This is a genomic window from Micromonospora sp. NPDC005707 (genome assembly GCF_040631005.1).
Classification (GTDB): Bacteria; Actinomycetota; Actinomycetes; order Mycobacteriales; family Micromonosporaceae; genus Micromonospora.
Window position 1 is genome coordinate 155,898 of the sequence record NZ_JBEXYR010000007.1, and the last position, 18,559, is coordinate 174,456.

The 18,559-nt window shown below is 75.2% G+C and carries 19 protein-coding genes; 7 read left to right on the plus strand and 12 right to left on the minus strand.

Features of this window, described 5'->3' with window-relative positions; all coding sequences use genetic code 11:
- The 8 genes from ABZ452_RS15910 to ABZ452_RS15945 are packed head-to-tail and all read right to left on the minus strand — an operon-like array spanning position 1 to position 7,664.
- Positions 1 to 1,251, minus strand: a complete 1,251-nt coding sequence (locus ABZ452_RS15910) for a beta-ketoacyl synthase N-terminal-like domain-containing protein (RefSeq protein ID WP_357943143.1) — start codon at positions 1,249 to 1,251, stop codon at positions 1 to 3.
- Positions 1,248 to 2,516, minus strand: a complete 1,269-nt coding sequence (locus ABZ452_RS15915) for a beta-ketoacyl-[acyl-carrier-protein] synthase family protein (RefSeq protein ID WP_357943145.1) — start codon at positions 2,514 to 2,516, stop codon at positions 1,248 to 1,250. Before ABZ452_RS15915 ends, ABZ452_RS15910 begins: the two co-directional genes overlap by 4 nt.
- On the minus strand, positions 2,513 to 2,920 hold the full coding sequence (locus ABZ452_RS15920) for a cupin domain-containing protein (protein WP_357943147.1): 408 nt from the start codon (positions 2,918 to 2,920) through the stop codon (positions 2,513 to 2,515). The genes ABZ452_RS15915 and ABZ452_RS15920 overlap by 4 nt, the downstream gene beginning before the upstream one ends.
- A complete protein-coding gene (locus ABZ452_RS15925; protein ID WP_357943149.1) occupies positions 2,917 to 3,624 on the minus strand; it encodes an SRPBCC family protein in 708 nt (235 codons plus the stop codon). The genes ABZ452_RS15920 and ABZ452_RS15925 overlap by 4 nt, the downstream gene beginning before the upstream one ends.
- Complete coding sequence (locus tag ABZ452_RS15930) at positions 3,621 to 5,132, minus strand: acetyl-CoA carboxylase biotin carboxylase subunit (protein ID WP_357943151.1); 1,512 nt, start codon at positions 5,130 to 5,132, stop codon at positions 3,621 to 3,623. The genes ABZ452_RS15925 and ABZ452_RS15930 overlap by 4 nt, the downstream gene beginning before the upstream one ends.
- Entirely contained in the window at positions 5,132 to 5,608 is a 477-nt protein-coding gene (accB, locus tag ABZ452_RS15935; protein ID WP_357943153.1) for an acetyl-CoA carboxylase biotin carboxyl carrier protein, read from the minus strand. The genes ABZ452_RS15930 and accB overlap by 1 nt, the downstream gene beginning before the upstream one ends.
- Positions 5,605 to 7,335, minus strand: a complete 1,731-nt coding sequence (locus tag ABZ452_RS15940) for an acetyl-CoA carboxylase carboxyltransferase subunit alpha (protein WP_357943155.1) — start codon at positions 7,333 to 7,335, stop codon at positions 5,605 to 5,607. Before ABZ452_RS15940 ends, accB begins: the two co-directional genes overlap by 4 nt.
- Positions 7,332 to 7,664, minus strand: coding sequence for a TcmI family type II polyketide cyclase (locus tag ABZ452_RS15945; RefSeq protein ID WP_357943157.1), 333 nt, complete (start codon positions 7,662 to 7,664; stop codon positions 7,332 to 7,334). The genes ABZ452_RS15940 and ABZ452_RS15945 overlap by 4 nt, the downstream gene beginning before the upstream one ends.
- Before the next feature lie 410 nt (positions 7,665 to 8,074).
- On the opposite strand from ABZ452_RS15945, the gene ABZ452_RS15950 reads away from it, so the two are divergent.
- The 6 genes from ABZ452_RS15950 to ABZ452_RS15975 all read left to right on the plus strand — a co-directional run bounded on the left by ABZ452_RS15950 (position 8,075) and on the right by ABZ452_RS15975 (position 13,402).
- Positions 8,075 to 8,920 (plus strand): BTAD domain-containing putative transcriptional regulator, encoded by an 846-nt coding sequence (locus ABZ452_RS15950; RefSeq protein ID WP_357943159.1) that lies wholly within the window; start codon positions 8,075 to 8,077, stop codon positions 8,918 to 8,920.
- Between the two features lie 142 nt (positions 8,921 to 9,062).
- A complete protein-coding gene (locus tag ABZ452_RS15955; RefSeq protein ID WP_357943161.1) occupies positions 9,063 to 9,410 on the plus strand; it encodes a TcmI family type II polyketide cyclase in 348 nt (115 codons plus the stop codon).
- A gap of 234 nt (positions 9,411 to 9,644) precedes the next feature.
- Positions 9,645 to 10,484 (plus strand): hypothetical protein, encoded by an 840-nt coding sequence (locus ABZ452_RS15960; protein ID WP_357943163.1) that lies wholly within the window; start codon positions 9,645 to 9,647, stop codon positions 10,482 to 10,484.
- A gap of 235 nt (positions 10,485 to 10,719) precedes the next feature.
- Positions 10,720 to 11,922 carry a low temperature requirement protein A gene (locus ABZ452_RS15965; protein WP_357943165.1) on the plus strand — a complete coding sequence of 401 codons (1,203 nt, stop codon included), beginning with the start codon at positions 10,720 to 10,722 and terminating at the stop codon, positions 11,920 to 11,922.
- 119 nt (positions 11,923 to 12,041) lie between these two features.
- Positions 12,042 to 12,248, plus strand: a complete 207-nt coding sequence (locus tag ABZ452_RS15970; RefSeq protein ID WP_091305815.1) for a hypothetical protein — start codon at positions 12,042 to 12,044, stop codon at positions 12,246 to 12,248.
- Between the two features lie 194 nt (positions 12,249 to 12,442).
- The gene (locus tag ABZ452_RS15975) at positions 12,443 to 13,402 is read left to right on the plus strand and encodes a TIGR03557 family F420-dependent LLM class oxidoreductase (RefSeq protein WP_357943167.1); all 960 of its coding nucleotides are present in this window, start codon (positions 12,443 to 12,445) and stop codon (positions 13,400 to 13,402) included.
- A 98-nt stretch (positions 13,403 to 13,500) separates the two neighbouring features.
- Here the strand turns inward: ABZ452_RS15975 and ABZ452_RS15980 are convergent, their stop codons facing one another.
- The 3 genes from ABZ452_RS15980 to ABZ452_RS15990 form a co-directional block, all read right to left on the minus strand.
- Entirely contained in the window at positions 13,501 to 15,606 is a 2,106-nt protein-coding gene (locus ABZ452_RS15980) for an amino acid transporter (protein ID WP_357943169.1), read from the minus strand.
- Between the two features lie 81 nt (positions 15,607 to 15,687).
- Positions 15,688 to 16,089 carry a hypothetical protein gene (locus tag ABZ452_RS15985; protein ID WP_357943171.1) on the minus strand — a complete coding sequence of 134 codons (402 nt, stop codon included), beginning with the start codon at positions 16,087 to 16,089 and terminating at the stop codon, positions 15,688 to 15,690.
- Positions 16,090 to 16,246: 157 nt separating this feature from the next.
- Complete coding sequence (locus ABZ452_RS15990) at positions 16,247 to 17,113, minus strand: hypothetical protein (RefSeq protein WP_357943173.1); 867 nt, start codon at positions 17,111 to 17,113, stop codon at positions 16,247 to 16,249.
- 123 nt (positions 17,114 to 17,236) lie between these two features.
- Here ABZ452_RS15990 and ABZ452_RS15995 point away from each other — a divergent pair, with 123 nt between their 5' ends.
- The gene (locus ABZ452_RS15995; protein ID WP_357943175.1) at positions 17,237 to 17,785 is read left to right on the plus strand and encodes a CGNR zinc finger domain-containing protein; all 549 of its coding nucleotides are present in this window, start codon (positions 17,237 to 17,239) and stop codon (positions 17,783 to 17,785) included.
- A 4-nt stretch (positions 17,786 to 17,789) separates the two neighbouring features.
- On the opposite strand, the gene ABZ452_RS16000 is transcribed toward ABZ452_RS15995, so the two are convergent.
- On the minus strand, positions 17,790 to 18,530 hold the full coding sequence (locus ABZ452_RS16000) for a phosphotransferase (protein ID WP_357943177.1): 741 nt from the start codon (positions 18,528 to 18,530) through the stop codon (positions 17,790 to 17,792).
- Between the last annotated feature and the right edge of the window lie 29 nt (positions 18,531 to 18,559).

The window sequence follows — 18,559 nt, forward strand, 5'->3', positions numbered from 1 at the left end:
TCACCTCTCGCCCCCCGCCGGCGGGGGCGCGGCGCCGCGGAGGACCACCGCGCTGTTGAAGCCGTCGAAGCCGCGCGCCCCGACCAGGGCGATGCGGCTGCGCGGCGGGCGCGGCCGGCGCAGGAAGGTCAGCTCGCAGCCCGGCGCCGGCTGCTCCGGCCCGGCCGAGGCGGGCAGCAGGCCGTGGTGGAAGGCGAGCAGCGCGGTGGCCGCGTCCAGCGCCGAACCGCCCTGATGCGCCCGGCCGGTCAGCGGCTTCTGGGTGGTCACCGGCGGGGTCGTCGCGCCGAAGACGGAGCGCAGGGCTTCCGCCTCGGCCCGGTCGTACGCCGGCACGCCCAGCGCGTCCGGCCAGATGACGTCCACGTCGTGCGGGCGCACCGCCGCCCGGTCCAGGGCCAGCCGCAGCGCCCGCGCGTAGTGGGTCGGGTCGGGGCCGGCCTCGGCGTCGGTCGGTGCCGCGTCGTGGGTGGCCGCCCAGCCGGTGATCTCCCCGTAGATCCGGGCGCCCCGCGCCAGGGCGTGACCCAGCTCCTCCACGACGAAGACGGCGCCGCCCTCGGCGGGCACGTAGCCGGCGGCGCCCGCGTCGAACGGCCGGTACGCCCGCTCCGGGTCGGCCACGTCGCTGAGCAGCCCGGAGCGGAGCTGGCAGGCCAGCGCGTACGGGCTGAGCGGGCACTCGGTCGCCCCGGCCACCACCAGCGGGGTGCCGCGGCGGATGGTCCGCACCGCGTGGGCGAGGCTGTCCAGCCCGCCGGCCGACTCGGAGACGGTCACCCCGCAGGGCCCCTTGAGCTGGTGCCGGATGGAGAGCTGCCCGACGCTGGCCGCGTAGAACCAGGCGATCGACTGGTACGCCCCGACGGTCCGGCTCGGCCCGCCCCAGAGCCGTTGCAGCTCCCGCTGCCCGAACAGGTTGCCGCCCGAGGAACTGGCCAGGGTGACCGCCCACTGGTACGGGTCGGGCGCCTCCTCGGGCAGGCCGGCGTCGGCCAGCGCCAGCCGGGTGGCGGCGAAGCCCAGGTGCGTCCACCGGTCGGTCTGCACCCGCTGCCGGGTGTCGCTGAAGCCGGCCGGGTCGAAGTCGGGCACCTCCCCGGCGATCCGGGTCGGATAGCCGGCCGGGTCGAACAGCGTGATCGGCCCGGTGCGCCGAGTGCCGGCCAGCACCGTGGCCCAGTGCGCGTCGGCGCCCACCCCGGTCGGCGCGACCACCCCGATCCCGGTCACCACGGCCCGGGCGGTCATGGGTGCACCGCCATCCGGCGGAAGATCATCGCGGACTGGAAACCGCCGAAGCCGCTGCCCACCGACAGCGCCACGTCCACCGGCACCTCCCGGGCCTCGTTGGGCACGTAGTCCAGGTCGCACTCCGGGTCCCGGGTGGCCCAGTTGGCGGTCGGCGGGACCACGCCGTACTCGATGGCCAGCGCGCACGCGGCCATCTCGATGGAGCCGATGGCGCCGAGCGAGTGCCCGACCATCGACTTGATCGAGCTGATCGGCACCCGGTACGCCGTCGGGCCCAGCGCCCGCTTGAACGCGGCGGTCTCGTGCCGGTCGTTCTGCCGGGTGCCGGAGCCGTGCGCGCTGACGTACGACACGGCCGACGGGGCGAGCCGCGCCTGGCGCAGCGCGTCGGTGATCGCCACGGCCATCTCCGCCCCGTCGGGGCGCAGCCCGGTCATGTGGAACCCGTTGCTGCGGCTGGCGTAGCCGGCCACCTCGCAGTAGACGTGCGCGCCCCGGCGGCGGGCGTGCTCGGCCTCCTCCAGCACCAGCACGGCCGCGCCCTCGGCCAGGACGAAGCCGTGCCGGTCGGCGTCGAACGGCCGGGAGGCGTGCTCCGGGTCGTCGTTGTCCGGGCTGGTGGCGCCGATGGCGTCGAACGAGGCGACGGTGACCGGGGAGATCGGCGAGTCGGCGGCCCCGGCCAGCACGATGTCCGCCTCGCCGTCGGCCACGAGCTGGTGGGCGTACCCGATGGCGTCGATGCCGGACGTGCAGCCGGTGGACACCACCTGCGCCGGGCCGTGCAGGCCGTGCCGGACCGCCACGTCGGCGGCCAGGCTGCTCGGGATCAGCGCCTGGTACAGGTACGGCCCGCCGAGGGTGTGGTCGACCAGCCAGTGCCGGCCGGAGTCGCTGACCCGCACGTACTCCTTCTCCAGCGCCATGGTGCCGCCGACCGCGGTGCCCAGCACCACGCCGGCCCGTTCCCGGTCGGCGTCGGAGAGCGTCAGCCCGCTGTCGGCGAGCGCCTCGGCGGAGCAGGCGAGGGCGAACTGCACGTACCGGTCGGCGCGCTGCCGCTCGGCCAGGGTGATGCCGGCGGCGTCCGGGTCGAAGTCGCACTCGGCGGCGATCTGCGACCGGAACGGCGACGGGTCGAAGAAGCTGATCCGCCGGGTGGCGGTCCGGCCCTCGGTGATGGTCTTCCAGAACCGGTCCCGGGTGGCGCCACCGGGGGCGACGACGCCGACGCCGGTCACCACGGTGCGCCGGCCGGTCACGACGGTTCCCGGGGTGGTGGTGCGCCCTCGGTGTCGACGTGGCCGAGCTCCGGGCGCGGGGCGAGCGGCCCGAGGTGGAACACCACCTCGGCCGGCTCGTCGCCGGTGTTGCGCAGCCGGTGCCGCACCTCCCTGGCCACGAAGAGCGCCTCGCCGGCCGCGAGGGGCACCGGCCGGTCGTCCAGGTCGACGGTGATGGCGCCGCGGGCCACGTAGAGGAACTCCTCGCTGTAGGGGTGGTAGTGCTCGGCGATCCGCTCCCCAGGTGCGAGGGTCGCCACCCCCAGGAAACCGGAGGTGCTGCCGACGGTCTTCGGGCCGAGCAGCACCCGCAGCTCGCCGCCGCGCCGCCGGTCGGCGGTGACGTCGTGGACGGAGACCCGGGCGGTGGTGGTGTCGGTCATCGCGCGCCTCCCGCGTGTGCCCGCTCGATCCGCTCCTTGATGACGGCGAGCTGGACCTTGCTGTTGGTGTTGATCCGCTCGGTCATGCCGGCGTTGTCGACCGGCGCGGTGGGCTTCATGGCGAAGTCCTGCACCCAGCTCATCCGGGTGCCGCCGTCGATCTCGTCGTAGCGCCAGTAGATGTGCATGTACTCGAACGGGCCGGTCTCCACCCGCCGAGCGCGCACCTCGCGGGTGGCCGGGTCGGCGGTGCGTTCGCTGACCCAGCTCCACGACGTGCCGTTCTCGTCCGGGTGCATGGTGAGGCGGAACCGGACCGTGTCGCCGTCGGAGTGCAGGATCTCGGCCACTGCGTACTCGGTGAACAGCTCGGTCCACCGGGCCACGTCGTTGGTGATCTCCCAGACCAGCGGCAGCGGGGCGGCGATGTCGACGGCGTTCTCGGTGTGCCCCGGGGGGTCCGCCCTGCGGGCCACCAGGTCGGCGACGCCGGAGATGCTGAGCTGCCCGGCCTGCTCCGGGATCTTCACCCGCCACCGGTCGGCCACGACCGCGGAGAGTTCGAGCAGCGCCAGCGAGTCCATGCCCAGCTCCTCCAGGCTGGCGGCCGGGGTGCGGGCGGCCGCGTCGGCGTCCAGGCCGCAGTGGGTCACCAGGATGTCGGTGATCTCGTTGGCGAGCGGTCGGTCGGGAGCGACGGTCATCGGTTCCTCCAGGCGTTGGGGCCGGCGGCGGGCACGGCGGTGACGGGGGTACGGCCGGCCGGGTCGGCGTCGGCGCGGATGTCGGGCACGGCCGGCGCGGCCCGGTCGGCGGCCGCGCCGTTGGGCGGCGGGGCGGCGACCGGTACGGCGTCGGCGGCGGGCGGGTGGAGCAGGCGCTCGACCAGGGCGGTGGTGTGCCGGCCGGCGCGGAAGGCGGCGTCGCGCAGGACCCGCCGGGCGAACGGGATGGTGGTGCGCACCCCGGGGCCGGCCACCTCGAACTCGCCGAGCGCCCGGTCGAGCCGGTCCAGCGCGCCGTCCCGGTCCGGCGCCCAGACCGCCACCTTGGCCAGCAGCGAGTCGTAGTGCGGGCTGACCAGGTAGCCGACGTGGCCGTGGGTGTCCACCCGGGTGAACGGCCCGCCGGGAGGCCGGAAGCGGTCCAGCCGGCCGGGCGCGGGGGCGAAGTCCCGGTCCGGGTCCTCGACGTTGACCCGGCACTCGACGGCCACCCCGCGCAGCTGGACGTCCTCCTGCCGCAGGCGCAGCGGCGTGCCGGCGGCCACGTGCAGCTGCTCGTGGACCAGGTCGATGCCGGTGACCAGCTCGGTCACCGGATGCTCCACCTGGATCCGGCAGTTGATCTCCAGGAAGTGGCAGCGCTCCGCCTCGTCCACCAGGAACTCGACCGTGCCGGCGCCGGTGAACCCCACCGAGAGGGCGCCGCGCAGCGCGGTCTCCGCGAGGGTCTCCAGGGTGGCGGGGCGCAGCGCGGGGGCCGGCGCCTCCTCGATCAGCTTCTGGTGCCGGCGCTGCACCGAGCAGTCCCGGGTGCCCAGGTGGATCCCGTTGCCGTGGTTGTCGCAGAGCACCTGCACCTCGACGTGCCGGGCGTCGGCCAGGTACCGCTCGACGTACACCCGGTCGTCGCCGAAGGCGACCTGGGCGGCCGCGCGGGTGCGGGCGTACGCGCGGGGCAGCTCGGCGGCCGAGCGGACCACGGTCATCCCGCGCCCGCCCCCGCCGGCGGCCGCCTTGACGATCACCGGGTAGCCGACCTCGGCGGCCACGTCGAGCGCGTCGGCGGCGGTCGGCAGGGTCCGCACGCTGCCCGGCGGCAACGGCAGGCCGGCCCGGCTCATGAGTGCCCGCGCCGTGGACTTGTCCCCGAGGGCGGCCATCACCTGCGGCGGCGGGCCCACGAAGGTGAGACCGTTCTCCGCGCAGATCTCGGCGAAGTCGGCGTCCTCGGAGAGGAAGCCGTAGCCGGGGTGCACGGCCTGCGCGCCGGTCTGCCGGGCCGCCTCGACGATCGCGGCGGCGTTCAGGTAGCTCTGGCGGCTGGACGCCGGTCCGATCTGGACGGTCTCGTCGGCCAGCCGCACCGGCAGCGAGTCCGCGTCGGCGCTGGAGTGCACCACGACCGTCCGGACGCCCAGTTCCCGGCAGGCCCGCAGCACCCGCAGCGCGATCTCGCCCCGGTTGGCGATCAGCACCTTGTCGAACATCACGTGTCCCGTCCGGTGAGCGGTTCCAGGGCGATCAGCGGCTGGTCGTACTCGACGGGCTTGCCGTCCTCGACCAGCATCTCGACCACCCGTCCGGCCTGGCCGGCGGTCACCTCGTTCATGAGCTTCATGGCCTCGACGATGCCGACCACCTGACCGGGCCGGACCACGTCGCCGACCGCCACGAACGGGGCGGCGCCGGGTTCGGGCGCCCGGTAGAAGGTGCCCACCACGGGCGCCCGCACCGCCGGCCGGTCCGTCGCGGGCGCCGCCTCGACCTGCGGCGCGGTGACCGGGTCGGCCTCGGCACGCGGCGCGGGCGCCGGCGGGACCGGGTGGTGCCACTCCACCTCCAGCACGGTCTCGCCGCTGCGCAGCCGTACCCGGCGCACCGGGCCGGCCAGTTCGGCGACCAGCTTGCGGGCGTGCCGGCTCAGCCCGTCCAGCACCTCCTCTGCCCCGCCGTCCCCACTCATTGGGCCACCTCCGTTCGGATCCGGGTCCCGGCGGCCTCGACCGGCGGGTTCACGCCCGCCGAGCGGGCCGCGCCGAAGCGGCGGAACCGCTGCCGGCGGCGGCGGACAAGGGTCGCCGGCGGCACGGCGAGCAGCGGGGCGAGGTTCGCCGCCACGGCCCGGCCCAGCCGCTCGGCCGCGCCGGCCGGGTCGCCGTGGGCGGCGGGCCGCGGCTCGGGCACCACCTCGTCGACCACCCCGAGCCGGCACAGGTCGGTGGCGGTGAGCCGGAGCGCCCGGGCGGCCTGCGGCGCGGCCGAGCTGTCCGGCCAGAGGATCGCGGCGCAGCCCTCCGGGCTGATCACCGAGTAGACGGCGTGCTCCAGCATCAGCACCCGGTCGGCGACCGCGAGGGCGAGCGCCCCGCCGCTGCCGCCCTCGCCGGTGACCACCGCGACGACCGGGGTGGGCAGGACGCTCAGCGCGAGGATGTTCTCCGCGATCGCGGCGGCCTGGCCCTGCTGCTCGGCGTCCACCCCCGGGTCGGCGCCCGGGGTGTCCACCAGGGTCACCACCGGCAGGCGGAGCCGGGCCGCGAGGCGCATCAGCCGCAGCGCCTTGCGGTGCCCGGCCGGGCTGGCCATGCCGAAGTTGCGGGCCACCAGCTCCGCGGTGGTGTGTCCCTTCTGGTGGCCGATCACCATCACCGGCCGCCCGTCCAGCCGGGCCACCCCGCCGACGATCGCCGGGCAGTCCGCGCCGAGCCGGTCGCCGTGCAGCTCCACGAAGCCGTCGAAGGCGGTCTCCAGGTAGTCCAGGGTGGTGGGCCGACCGGGGTGCCGGGCCGTCCGTACCGTCTCCCAGGCGTCCCGGGCCGGCCCGGGCGCGCCGGCCGTGGCGGCCGGTCGCGGCGCCGGCTCCTGCCGGGGTATGGGCACCCGCCGGCCGGCCTCGGCGGCGGCCAGCAGCGCCGTCAACCGGCCGCGCAGCGCGTGCCGGGGCACCACCAGGTCGACCTGGCCGTGCCGGAGCAGGAACTCGGCGGTCTGGAAGCCCTCCGGCAGCGTGGCCCCGGTGACCTGCCGGATCACCCGGGGGCCGGCGAAGCCCAGCCGGGCGCCGCTCTCGGCGAGCACCACGTCGGTGTTGGTGGCGAAGGAGGCGGCCACCCCGCCGTAGGTGGGGTCGGTGACGACGCTGACGGTGAGCAGCCCCGCCTCGCGCAGCCCGGCGACGGCCTGGCTGACCGTGGCCATCTGCATGAGCGACAGCGCGCCCTCCTGCATCCGCGCCCCGCCGGAGGCCGTGACCAGCACCAGCGGCGTGGCGTCGGCCAGCGCCCGCTCTGCGGTGCGGGTGATCAGCTCGCCGACCGCGCAGCCGAGGCTGCCGCCGAGGAAGCGGAAGTCCATCACCGCCAGCGCGACCGGGTGGCCGCCCACCCGGGCGGTCCCGCAGAGCACGGCCTCGTCCAGGCCGGAGCCGGCGCGGGCCGCGCCGAGCCGGTGCGGGTAGGGCAGCGCGTCCACGAACCCGATCGGGTCGACCAGCACCGCCCGGTCCGGCAGCGGGGTGAACGAGTCCGGGTCGACCAGCTGCGCCACCCGGTCCGGGGCGTCGAGCCGGGCGTGCGAGCCGCACTCCGGGCAGACGTCGAGGTTGCGCCGCAGCCGCTTGCGGTAGAGCAGCGAGGCGCAGCCGTCGCAGCGGGACCAGAGCTGTTCGTCACGGGGCGCGGTGGTGGTCACGGCCGCCGCCCGGGAGCGTCGTAGCGGTAGAAGCAGTGCGCCATGGCGTCGCGCGGCGACTGCCAGGTCGGCAGGTACGGCGAGATGTACGGGCGCAGCCGCTCGCTGACCCGGACGAACTCGGGATGGCCGCGCGCCTCCTCCACGGCCCCCTGCGCCGGCGCGTCCGTCTCCAGGAGATGGACGTACAGGTCGTGCAGTCGGTAGAGGGAGCGGTGGCGGACGCCGACCAGGCCGGGCAGCTCGGTCGCGTCGGACGCGGCGAAGATCTCGGCGACCCGATCCTCGGCGGTCGGCACCACCTTCGCGACGATGAGCGAACGGTCCATGCGCAGCCTCCCCTGGGCGTCGCGGTGCGTGGCGACGGGACTCGCCGCACGACTGGCGCCACGGTGCCGCCGGCACCGTCAACGCGGCGTCAACCGGCCACCATCGGCCCACGAGATCGGTGACGCTGCGTTGACGCAAACTGTGCGGTAGCTATGGGAAGATCAAGTTCCCCGATAGATGGCGACACTTTTTCGCAGTTCACAGGCCGTTCGTCTGACCATTACGGACGGTCAGCAAACCGACGCGCCGTTGACTCAGAGTAACAAGTGTTGATATCCTGCGTACCGGTCAGCCCGGCCACAACGGGCTTTCTCCGCCACGGCGGAGCCGTTCCGACACCGGCGTCGAGCAGCCGAGCCGGGCAATGAGGACGGTCGGGACGAGGGTTCCGGTGCTGGGGGGTGCGCCCGTGTCCGGTGGATCGAGAATGCCGACGGCGGGAGACCCCGCGCCACGGGTGTCGCTGCACCTGCTCGGCGGGTTCCGGCTGCTCCACGACGACGTCCCGGTGGTGGTGCCCCGCGGCCTGCAACGGGTCATCGCCCTCATCGGGCTCCGCCCGGCGGCGACCCGCAGCCACCTCGCCGGACTGCTCTGGCCGGAGACCTCCGAGGACCGCGCGCTCTCCTCCCTGCGCACCGCGCTGTGGCGGCTCCGGCAGGACCCCTGCTGCCCGCTGCGCACCGACGGCGACACCGTCCGCCTCGACCCCACCGTCCACCTCGACGTCGACGAGCTGGTGACGACGGCCGACCGCGTACGCGACGGCGAGGTCCCCCGCGGCGCCGCCGGCGACGGCCGGCACGATCTCCTGCCCGGCTGGTACGACGACTGGGTGCTGCTGGAACGGGAACGGCTGCGGCAGCTCCGGCTGCACATGCTGGAGGAGCTCGCCGGCAACCACCTCGCCGCCGGGCGGCACGGCGAGGCCCTGGAGGCGGCCCTGGAGGCGATGGCCGCCGAGCCGCTGCGGGAGACCCCGCACCGCCTGGTGGTCCGCATCCACCTCGCCGAGGGCAACGCGTTCGAAGCGGTGCACGCCTTCTACGTCTACCGCGACCTGCTGCTGCGCGAGCTGCGCCTGGAGCCGTCCCCGGCGATGTGCGCGCTGCTCGACGAGACGCTGGCCCCGATCCGGCGGGCCAGCCGGCGGGAGGCGCCCCCGCGGCGCGCCGACCGGACCAACGCCCCCGGCCGCCCGACCGGTCCCGCGCCGCGCGGCTCGACCGCGCCCACCACGCCGCACCCCCGGTGACCGCCGCGGGCGTCACCACCCCCATCAATGTCACCGTCCGGGCCGTGACGGCCAGGTGACAGCGGACCCGGCAGGGTGGCCCCCACGGTGGCCGACACCCTGGGCCGGGGTCGGCGCACCACCAGCGGCGAGAGGGGTCCCGATGAGTCGACTGTTGGTCGTCAGCCGGATCGTGCCGGGGGCGCAGGGCCGGGTGGCCCAGATCTTCGCCGAGTCCGACGCCACCGAACTGCCCCGCCTCACCGGGATCCGGCACCGCTCGCTGTACTACCTGCACGACCTGTGCGTGCACCTCATGGAGACGGTGGACGTCGACCCGGACCTGGCCACCGAGGTCCGCAACAACCCGTTCTACCAGCAGGTCAACGAGCGGCTGTCGGCGCACACCTCGCCGTACCTGCCGACCTGGCGCTCCCCCCGCGACGCCGTGGCCGGCTGCTTCTACAGCTGGGACGCGGTGGACCTTCCGGCGCCGCGCAAGGGCGGTTGACGGTCCGGCACGAAGACCGGGGCGTCCCGGACCCTCGAACGGCACCAGGGTCCGGGGCGCCCCTTCCGCGCGCCCCGCGTGGCACACGCTCGGTCATCCCGCGGCCACCGGCCGGCACTTCCCGTCCCACCAGCGACGGCAGCCGCCGACCTCCCTGTCGCCCCGCGCGTACGTGTGCGAAGCTGCCCCGGGTTTTCTCGCGATTGTCGTTCACATAAATAGGAGGAGGTTGGCATGCCGTCGAGCTTCGGGCAGTGGCTCGTCCTGATCCTGGCCCTGCTGGTGGGCCTGGTCATCGGATGGGTGGTGAGCGGCCGCCGGAACGCGGCCGGCACCGGCACGCCCATGGTGGAGGGTGCCGCCCCGGCGCCCGAGGTGACCGCCACGGTCGACCAGGAGCGGCCGGAGGCCGTGATCGACGAGGTGCCGGCGCCCGCCGCGGTGACCGAGGCGTCGGCCCCGGCCGAGGAGGACGCCGCCCCGGCCGCCGCCACGCTGGCCGCCGAGGCCACGCCCCTGCCGTCCGCCGAGCCGGTGACCGTCGCCGAGCCGGTCGCGTCCGACGAGGAGCCGGCCCGCACCGCGCCGGAGCCGGTGGCCGTGGCCGAGGAGCCGGCCGCCGCGACCGAGCCGGCGCCCGCCGCCGAGCCGGTGGCCGTGCCCGCCGAGCCGGTGGCCGTCGCCGAGCCGGTGGCCGTGGCGGCCGAGCCGGTGGCCTACGAGCCGGTGGCCGACGAGCCGGTCGTCGGGACCGAGCCGGCCGCGCCGGTGGCGGTGCCCGCGCCGCGCGCCGCGGTCGAGGACGCCGCTCCGGCCCAGGTGGACGCCGCCGACGACTTCCGGCGGATCCAGGGCATCGGGCCGAAGCTGGCCGCCGCTCTCCAGGCCGCCGGCATCCGCACCTACCAGCAGCTCAGCGAGCTGGACGAGGCGGCGCTGCGGGAGACCGTCAAGGCCGCCGGCCTGCGCGCCGCCCCGGGCCTGGCCACCTGGTCGCAGCAGGCCAAGGTGCTGGCCGGCGCCCGCGCCGACGCCGAGCGGGTGCTCCCGGCCGGCACCGGCGAGGACGCCTGATCCGACTCACGGGCCGGTGGTGACCGCAGGTCACCACCGGCCCGCGCCGTGTCCGGCGGACGTCGACGACCCGGTCGGGCCGGGGGACGGTCGGGCCGGCACGGGGCCGCCGGCGCCGCGCGCCCCGGACGAGGACGAATGCCGAAAACCCGGCACGGGCCCGTGCGGGCGTGGCTACGGTCGGTGCAGGGCCGGACGGCCGGCCGCGCCGATCCCGCCACCGCAGGAGCAGCTCGTGCCCACCGCCACGCCGGAGCAGCCCGCCGAGCCGCGGCCCCCGGTACGCGATCCCGAGGCACCGCGCCGGGTGACCCTGCTGGAGCTGTTCTTCGACCTGGTGTACGTGGTCGCGCTCTCCCTCATCTCCCGCGGCCTGATCCACGAGTTGAACTGGGAGCGGGCCTTCCAGTCGCTGATCATGCTGATGGCCATGTGGTGGACCTGGGCGATCACCACCCTGGTCACCGACATGTACGACCCGCAACGCGGCCAGATCAAGCTGCTGATCATCGCGGTGATGTTCGGGGCGCTGCTGATGACCACCGCGATCCCGGAGGCCTTCAGCGGTCGCGGACTGGTCTTCGCCGGGACGTACGTGGCGATCCATCTCGGACGCGGGCTGTTCCTCATGCCGACGGTCCGGCGCCACCGGCAGACCCAACGCCGGGCCGCCCGCATCTTCGTCTGGTTCGCGATCTCGGCGATCCCGTGGCTCGTCGGCGCCACGATGTCCGGCTTCACCCGCGAGATCCTGTGGGCGCTGGCCCTGGGCATCGACTACCTCGGCTTCCGGCTCGCGTACCCGGTCCCCGGTCTCGGCATGGTGCCGGACGCCCAGCGCAACGTCACCGCGGAACACCTCTCCGAGCGCTACCAGCAGTTCTTCATCATCGCGCTGGGCGACGCCATCCTGGTCGCCGGCACCGTCTTCAGCACGCACCACTCGGAGGCGGAGAACATCGGGGCCTTCGCCATCGCGTTCGCCACCACGCTGCTGCTCTGGCGGATCTACGTGCACAAGTCCGGGGAACTGTTGCCGCACGCCATCGCCATGGCGAAGCAGCCGAGCAAGTTCCTGAACTCCGCCCCCTACACCCACCTGCTCATGGTGGCCGGGGTGGTGACCAGCGCGGCGGGCTTCGACCTGGTGCTGCTCGAACCGACCGGGCAGACGCCGCCGGCCTGGCTGGCGGTCATCCTCGGCGGGCCGGCGCTGTTCCTGGCCGGTCGCGCCGCCTTCGAGTACGAGGTGTTCAGCCGGGTGTCGTGGTCCCGCCCCGGCGGCGTCCTGGCGCTGCTGACCATCTCTCCCGGGCTTCTTTTCCTCGCCCCGGTCTACGCGGCGCTCGGGGCGATGCTGGTGCTGGTCGGGGTGGCCGTCGCCGACCACCTGCGCAGCCGGGGACGGCCGCCGGAGAGCCCCGCGCCGCCGCACTGACCCGGGCCCCGGATGGTCGGAATCGGCCGCGCGGCACCGGCGGCGCCGTTTGACCGTTCCCCCGCTCGGGGTACAAGACCTCCACCTCGAATCCACCACAACCCCAGTGGAGGCAACCCATGCGCGGCACCTCGATAGTCGGCGTCCTGGTCGTCATCTGGCTCGTCATCGGCGCGATCGCCGCCGGCCAGCGCGGCTACTACGGCAACGACGACACCAACTGCGCCGAGGCCGGCACCATCCTCGTCACCATCGTGGCCGGCCCGCTGAACTACATCGGCGCGAACCCCAAGGTGGACTGCAAGCTTCCCGAGCCGTCCAAGTAGGCCTCACCCCCGCACCGCCCCGGCCCGCGCCCGCTCCCCTGCGGCGCGGGCCTCTCCGCGCCCGGCGTACGCGGCGTCACCACCCCTTCGCCGTCCTAGGAGGCTGGGTCCCTCGGTGGCGCTCCTGGCGTTTGTCGAGGTGCGGGGTGGGAAGGGCAGCGGTCCAGCCGCGCGGGGGACGGGAGACCAGGGCGATGCAGATCGGTTACAAGCTGGCCTCGGAGGCCTTCGGCCCGCAGGACCTCATCCGGCAGGCGGTCCGCGCGGAGCAGGCCGGCTTCGACTTGGTCGAGATGAGCGACCACTACCACCCCTGGCTGGAGGTGCAGGGGCACTCCTGCTTCACCTGGAGCGCGCTCGCCGCCATCGCCGCGAAGACCAGCACGCTCGGGCTGGCCACCGGGGTCACCTGCCCCTCGGTGCGGTACCACCCGGCGATCATCGCCCAGGCCGCGGCCACCATGGCGCTCATCTCCGACGGGCGGTTCACCCTGGGGGTGGGCGCGGGCGAGCGGCTCAACGAGCACGTGGTCGGGCAGGGCTTCCCGAGCGTCCGCGGCCGGCACGAGCGGCTGCGCGAGGCCCTGGAGATCATCCGGCTGCTCTGGCAGGGCGGCTACCAGTCGTACGAGGGCCGGCACCTCCAGCTGGAGGACGCCCGGGTGTGGGACCTGCCGGAGACGCCGCCGGTGATCGCGGTGGCGGCCAGCGGGCGGTCCTCCGCAGCGACGGCCGCCGAGCTGGGCGACGGGCTGTTCGCCACCGAACCGAAGTCGTCGATCGTGGCGCACTACCGGGAGGCCGGCGGGCAGGGACCCCGCTACGCCGAGGTGCCGATGGCCTGGGCGCCCGACGAGGAGCAGGCGGTCCGCGCGGCGAAGGAGACCAGTCGGTGGGCGGTCACCGGGTGGAAGGTGATGAGCGAGCTGCCCAACCCGGTGAACTTCGACGCGGCCACCGTCTGGGTGGAGGACCAGCACATCCGGCAGCAGTTCTCGGTCGGGCCGGACCCGGAGCCGCACCTGGCGAAGGTGAAGGCGTACGTCGAGGCCGGCTTCGACCACATCGTGCTGCAGAACGCCGGCCCGGACCCGGACGGATTCCTCGACTTCTGCGCGGGCGGTTTCGTCGACCGGGTGCGCGCACTCGCCTGATCGGGGCGCCGGCAGCCGGGCGCAGCCCGGTGCGGGTGGCGGTCGGCGTACCCCGGGGGGCGTCGGACCGGGACGGGGCCGGCGGGCGGCGGCGGCGCTCAGCCGCCGACGTGGATGCCGGGCCGGCGGGCGGGGTCCGGTTCGGTCTTGCGAATGATCTCCCGGACCACCGGCGGGGTGTCCCCGCGGCCGAGGATCAGGTAGCGCAGCAGGTGCGCGATCGGGTTGCCCTCGGACCACTCGAAGTGGCAGTGCGGGCGGACTCCGGTGGCGTCACGCAGCGCCAGCAGGATGGCCGCGATGGCGTTGGGCGCGGCGGGGCTGTTGGCCCGCAGGATCCGGTATCCGCCGACCTCGACCCCGTGCACCCGCAGCACCTCGCTGAAGCGCGAGGGGTCGCTGATGTCGATCTCCAGGAAGAGCACGTCGGCGGCGCCGGGCACCGGGTTCATGCCGCGCTGCGCGCGTTCCTTGACCCGGTACTCCTTCAGCGAGCCGCTCTGCCGCTTGTTGGCGATGAGGTGCAGCCGGCCGTCGTGGGCGATCGAGTCGGCGACGAACCGCCGCGCCGCGTCGTCGAACTCGATCCGCTCGGCACGCAGTTCGGTGGTGCGGGACACCCGGGAGATCAGCGAGACGGCGACGATGCCGGCGATGAACAGGCCGGAAATGGTGATGCCGTCCGGCTTCTCGATGACGTTCTCGACGAGGGCGTAGAGCAGCACGAGGGTGAGCACCGTGAAACCGATCCCCGCGTACGGGTGCCGCGACCGGTAGGTGGAGATGGTCACCGCGATCGCGCCGGAGACCATCATGGCCAGGATGCCCGTGGCGTACGCGCCGGCCTGGGCGTTGACGTCGGCCCGGAAGGCGACAGTGATGGCGATGCTGATGGCGGTGTAGACCAGCACCACCGGCCGGACCGCCCGCCCCCACTCGGGCGCCATGCCGTAGGAGGGCAGGTAGCGGGGCACGATGTTGATCAGGCCGGCCATTGCCGAGGCGCCGGCGAACCAGAGGATGAGGATGCTGCTGATGTCGTAGACCGTGCCGAACGCCTCGCCCAGGTGCTCGTGGGCCAGGAAGGCCAGGGCCCGGCCGCTGGCCGCCCCGCCGGGCGCGAACTCGTGCGCCGGGATGAGCACGGTGGTGACGAAGGTGGTGCCGATCAGGTAGACCGACATGATCAGCGCGGCGGTCGTGAGCAGTTTGCGGGTGTTGCGGATCCGCGCCGTCAACCGGTGCTCGGCGTCGTCGCCGTCGCTCTTGACCAGCGGCATCATGCTCACCCCGGTCTCGAAGCCGGAGAGGCCCAGCACCAGCAGGGGGAACGCCAGCACGCTGGTGGCCAGCACGTCGCCCGTGCCGCCGAGCCGGGTCAGCCGGTCGGTCCAACCACCGAGCGTCGCCGGGTCGCCGGCGACCTCGGCCAGGCCGGCGACCACGATGACCGCGTTCAGCCCGAGGAAGACCGCGACCAGGGGGATGGCGACCTGCACCGCCTCGCTGAACCCCAGCAGGAACACCCCGCCGAGGATGAGCAGCAGCACCACGGTCACCAGCACGGCGGCCGTGGTGCCGTGCGGAAACGACTCGGGCAGGATCGGGTTCTCCAGCAGGTGCACGGTGGCGTCGGCGGCGGAGAGCGTGATCGTGATGATCCACGAGGTGGCCACGAAGCCGAGCAGCACCAGCACGAAGACCTTGCCCCGCCAGAACGGCAGCAGCCGTTCCAGCATGGCCACCGAGCCCTGCCCGTGCGGGCTCTCCCGGGCCACCCGCCGGTACATCGGCAGCATGCCGAACAGGGTCAGCGCGACGATGAGCAGGGTCGCGAGCGGGCTCAGCGCGCCGGCCGCCACCGCGGCGATGCCGGGCAGGTAGGACAGGCTGGAGAAGTAGTCCACGCCGGTCAGGCACATCACCCGCCACCAGGCATGCCCCTTCGACTGGTGCTCCCGGGTCTCCGGGCCTTCCGGCTGCACCCGGTGCTGGAACATCCAGCGGGCGAGCCGGCTGGTCGGCTGGGCCCGCCGGACCGGGCTCTCCACGCGTTCCGGCAGCGTCGCGGGTCCCCGGCGGGCACGGTCGCCGCGCTCGGGGTCGCGGGCGTCGCGCAGCGCCCGGTCCGCGGGGGTCGACTGCGCCTGGTGGCGGCGCCCCCGCGTCCGCCGGGGCTGCGCCCCGTCCCGTGCCTCCGCCATGTGCACCCCTTCAGGCCCTGCACCGACCGTAGGTCGTACGCGGGGCACAGCCCGGCGGAACCGGGCAAGCGGAAGACATGATCAAGGCGGGCTGGCCAGGGCGTCGCGCAGCGCCTCCGGGTCGCTCACCGTCACCGTGACGGCCGGGTGGCGCGGCCAGGGGCCGGGGGCGAGCGCCGGAACCGGGGCGGCGAGGCGGATGCACACCCCGGCGGCCACGCCGGTGCCGAAGGTGACCCCGCCGTCGGCCAGGGACAGGTGCGGGCCCACGGCCCGCCACCAGCGGTACGGTCCGCCCAGCTCTACCCCAGTGACGTTGTCCCGGGCGGTGCGCAGCCGCCAGGGGCCGTACCGGACGGTCAGCTCGTGCAGGCCCAGCTCGACGCGGGCGGTCTCCGGCCGCACCCCGAGCAGGGCCAGCGGCAGCCGGAACGCCGCGTCGAACCGGAAGGCGAATCGGCGGACCGGCTCGGTGTGCGGCATGGCCGCCGGGTACCCGGTCGGGCCCGGCCGACACCCGCTCGCGCGGGCCCGGCCGACACCCGGTCGCGCCCTCAGCCCGGGCCGGCCCAACCGCTCCCCCGCCGGCCGGGACCGGGCGACGCCCCCCGACGCCGCCCGGTCCGCTGGTTGCCTCGGGTCATCCGCGCAGCCCCAGCCGGCCGGCGAGCCAGGCGACCCGGTCGTCCCGGGTGCGGGCGGCGCCCAGGTCGTGCTCCTCGTCGGGGTAGAGCGACACCTTCGCCTGCGGCGCCGCGGCCGCGTAGGCGGCGCGGGTCTCCGCGCCGACGAAGCGGTCCGCGCCGGCGAACTGGAGGTACGCCCCGTCGCCGAGCCGCCCCACGAGATCCACCGGGTCGAGGCCGGCGAAGACCGCCCGGTAGGCCTCCTTCTCCCCCGCCGGCAGCTGGAGCCAGTAGAGGTCGAACCAGTTGGCCCAGGTCGCGTCCGGGGCGAGCAGCACCGCGGTGCGCAGTCCCGGCTCGCGGGCGGTCAGGTCGACGGCGTACATGGCGCCGTAATCGTGGCCGACCACCGCGGTGCGGTGCCGGTCCACCCCCGGCTCGGCGAGCAGCCGCCGGTAGGCCGCCCGCACCGCGTCGAGCTGGGCGGTGACCGCGGCGCGGTCGCGGGCGTCGCCGACCGGGTCGCCCGCCCACGGGAAGGTGAGCTGCGGCAGCACGGACACCACGCCCCGCCCGGCCAGCGCGGTCGCCTCGGCCAGGAACTCGCTGCGGTCCTGGTTGGCCCGGCCCGGCTCGAACCAGTGCAGGTCCAGCACCCCGGCCAGCCCGCCGCGGGCGCTCTGCGGCCGGACCAGCCAGGCCCGGACGGCCGGCTGCCCGGGGACCGGGATCTCGATGTCGCGGACCACCGTGGCCGCCGCGTGGCCCGCGGCGGCCGGGGCCGGCTCGGCGGGTGCCTCCGCGTGGGCCCCGCCGGCGCCGGTGACCGCGCCGGCGACCAGCAGCGCCGCCACGGACACGAGGACGGGCAGACGTCGCATACGCCACCTCCATAAGTTTTTAAACGCGTTTTACAACTGACGACGCTAGGATGGCGGACGGCGATCGGTCAAGTGCGGGAGGACGGCGGGCGTGTCGGCAACCGGACGAGGGTGGAGGCGCGGATGAGCGCGGTGCCACCCCTGGAACCCGCGCTGCGCCTGGCCATCGCGCTGCTGCACAGCTACTGGGTGCTCCAGGAGCCCGTCGACCAGCTCTCAGTGGCCCGGCTGCGGGCCGCCGCCCGGGAACTCGACCTCGCCGAGGTCGCCGACCCGCTCACCGAGGCCGACCTGCCTCGGCTCCGCGAGCTGCGCGACCGGCTCCACCGGGTCTTCGCCGCGCCCGACCCCGCCGCCCGGGTGGCCACCCTCAACGGGGTGCTGGCCGAGGTGAGCGCCGGCACGGTGGTCGAGCCCGGGCCGGACGGCACCCTGCGGCTCACCCCGCTGCCCCGGCCCGGCCCGGTCGGGCCGTTCGCCGCAATGGTCACCGGGGCGCTCGCCCGCGCCGCGGCGACCGGCGGGGCGGAGCGGTTCGGCGTCTGCGCGGCCGACGGGTGCGACGCGCCCTACCTCGACCGGACCCGCGCCGGCCGGCAGCGCTACTGCTGCGAGCTCTGTAACAACCGGGCCGCCGCGGCCGCGTACCGGGGGCGGTCCCGGCGCGGCTGACCGGTCAGGCCAGGGCGGCCGTCCAGCGACCCACCCCGGCGGCCAGCAGCGCGGCGGTGGCCCGCCAGTACGCCCCGTCCTCGGCGTGGATCCGCGCCCAGGGCTGCACCCCGTCGCGGGCGCCCGCCGCCAGCAGATCGGCCATGGCCCGGGCCCGGCGGCCCAGCAACGCGGCCAGAGCCGGCCGGTCCGCCGCCGGCAGCCCGTAGCCGTCGACCAGGGCCCGCAGCCGGGTGGCGGACTCGTCGAGCGGCCGGTCCGGGCGCATCCCCGCCATGCTCTGCCCCGCGTACGTCAGCTCCCACAGCCGGGTGCCCGGGCCGGCACCGTCCCAGTCGATGAGGACCCACCCCCGGGCCGAGCGGACCAGGTTCCACGGCGCCACGTCGTGGTGGCAGACCAGCTCCGCGCCGTCGGGCGCGATGGCCGGCTGCCACACCGCACCGGGCGGCGGCGTGAAGGAGGCCGTCGCGCGGTGCAGGTCGGCCAGGAACGCGCCGATCGAGGCCAGCTCGTCGAGGGAGTACGTGCCGGACGGATCGCCCGGCTCCCCGGGCACGTACTCGAGCACCTGGCGGCCCCGGTCGTCCCGGCCGAGCGGCCGGGGTGCGCCGTGGAAGCCGACCTCGCGCAGGTGGCCGAGCAGGGCGTCGACGCCCGCGGTCCACGGGCCGGCCGGGCGCCGGACGGTGTCGCCGACCCGGACCACCCCGGCGGTCACGTTGCCGGGCAGCGCCTCTTCCACCGGCTCATCCTCGCACCGCGGACGGCGTC

Excerpts from the sequence above, each read along its gene's own strand:
- ABZ452_RS15910 (WP_357943143.1), bottom strand. The coding sequence starts at position 1,251 with ATGACCGCCCGGGCCGTGGTGACCGGGATCGGGGTGGTCGCGCCGACC.
- ABZ452_RS15920 (WP_357943147.1), bottom strand. The coding sequence starts at position 2,920 with ATGACCGACACCACCACCGCCCGGGTCTCCGTCCACGACGTCACCGCC.
- ABZ452_RS15925 (WP_357943149.1), bottom strand. The coding sequence starts at position 3,624 with ATGACCGTCGCTCCCGACCGACCGCTCGCCAACGAGATCACCGACATC.
- ABZ452_RS15930 (WP_357943151.1), bottom strand. The coding sequence starts at position 5,132 with ATGTTCGACAAGGTGCTGATCGCCAACCGGGGCGAGATCGCGCTGCGG.
- accB (WP_357943153.1), bottom strand. The coding sequence starts at position 5,608 with ATGAGTGGGGACGGCGGGGCAGAGGAGGTGCTGGACGGGCTGAGCCGG.
- ABZ452_RS15945 (WP_357943157.1), bottom strand. The coding sequence starts at position 7,664 with ATGGACCGTTCGCTCATCGTCGCGAAGGTGGTGCCGACCGCCGAGGAT.
- ABZ452_RS15955 (WP_357943161.1), top strand. The coding sequence starts at position 9,063 with ATGAGTCGACTGTTGGTCGTCAGCCGGATCGTGCCGGGGGCGCAGGGC.
- ABZ452_RS15960 (WP_357943163.1), top strand. The coding sequence starts at position 9,645 with ATGCCGTCGAGCTTCGGGCAGTGGCTCGTCCTGATCCTGGCCCTGCTG.
- ABZ452_RS15970 (WP_091305815.1), top strand. The coding sequence starts at position 12,042 with ATGCGCGGCACCTCGATAGTCGGCGTCCTGGTCGTCATCTGGCTCGTC.
- ABZ452_RS15975 (WP_357943167.1), top strand. The coding sequence starts at position 12,443 with ATGCAGATCGGTTACAAGCTGGCCTCGGAGGCCTTCGGCCCGCAGGAC.
- ABZ452_RS15980 (WP_357943169.1), bottom strand. The coding sequence starts at position 15,606 with ATGGCGGAGGCACGGGACGGGGCGCAGCCCCGGCGGACGCGGGGGCGC.
- ABZ452_RS15985 (WP_357943171.1), bottom strand. The coding sequence starts at position 16,089 with ATGCCGCACACCGAGCCGGTCCGCCGATTCGCCTTCCGGTTCGACGCG.
- ABZ452_RS15990 (WP_357943173.1), bottom strand. The coding sequence starts at position 17,113 with ATGCGACGTCTGCCCGTCCTCGTGTCCGTGGCGGCGCTGCTGGTCGCC.
- ABZ452_RS15995 (WP_357943175.1), top strand. The coding sequence starts at position 17,237 with ATGAGCGCGGTGCCACCCCTGGAACCCGCGCTGCGCCTGGCCATCGCG.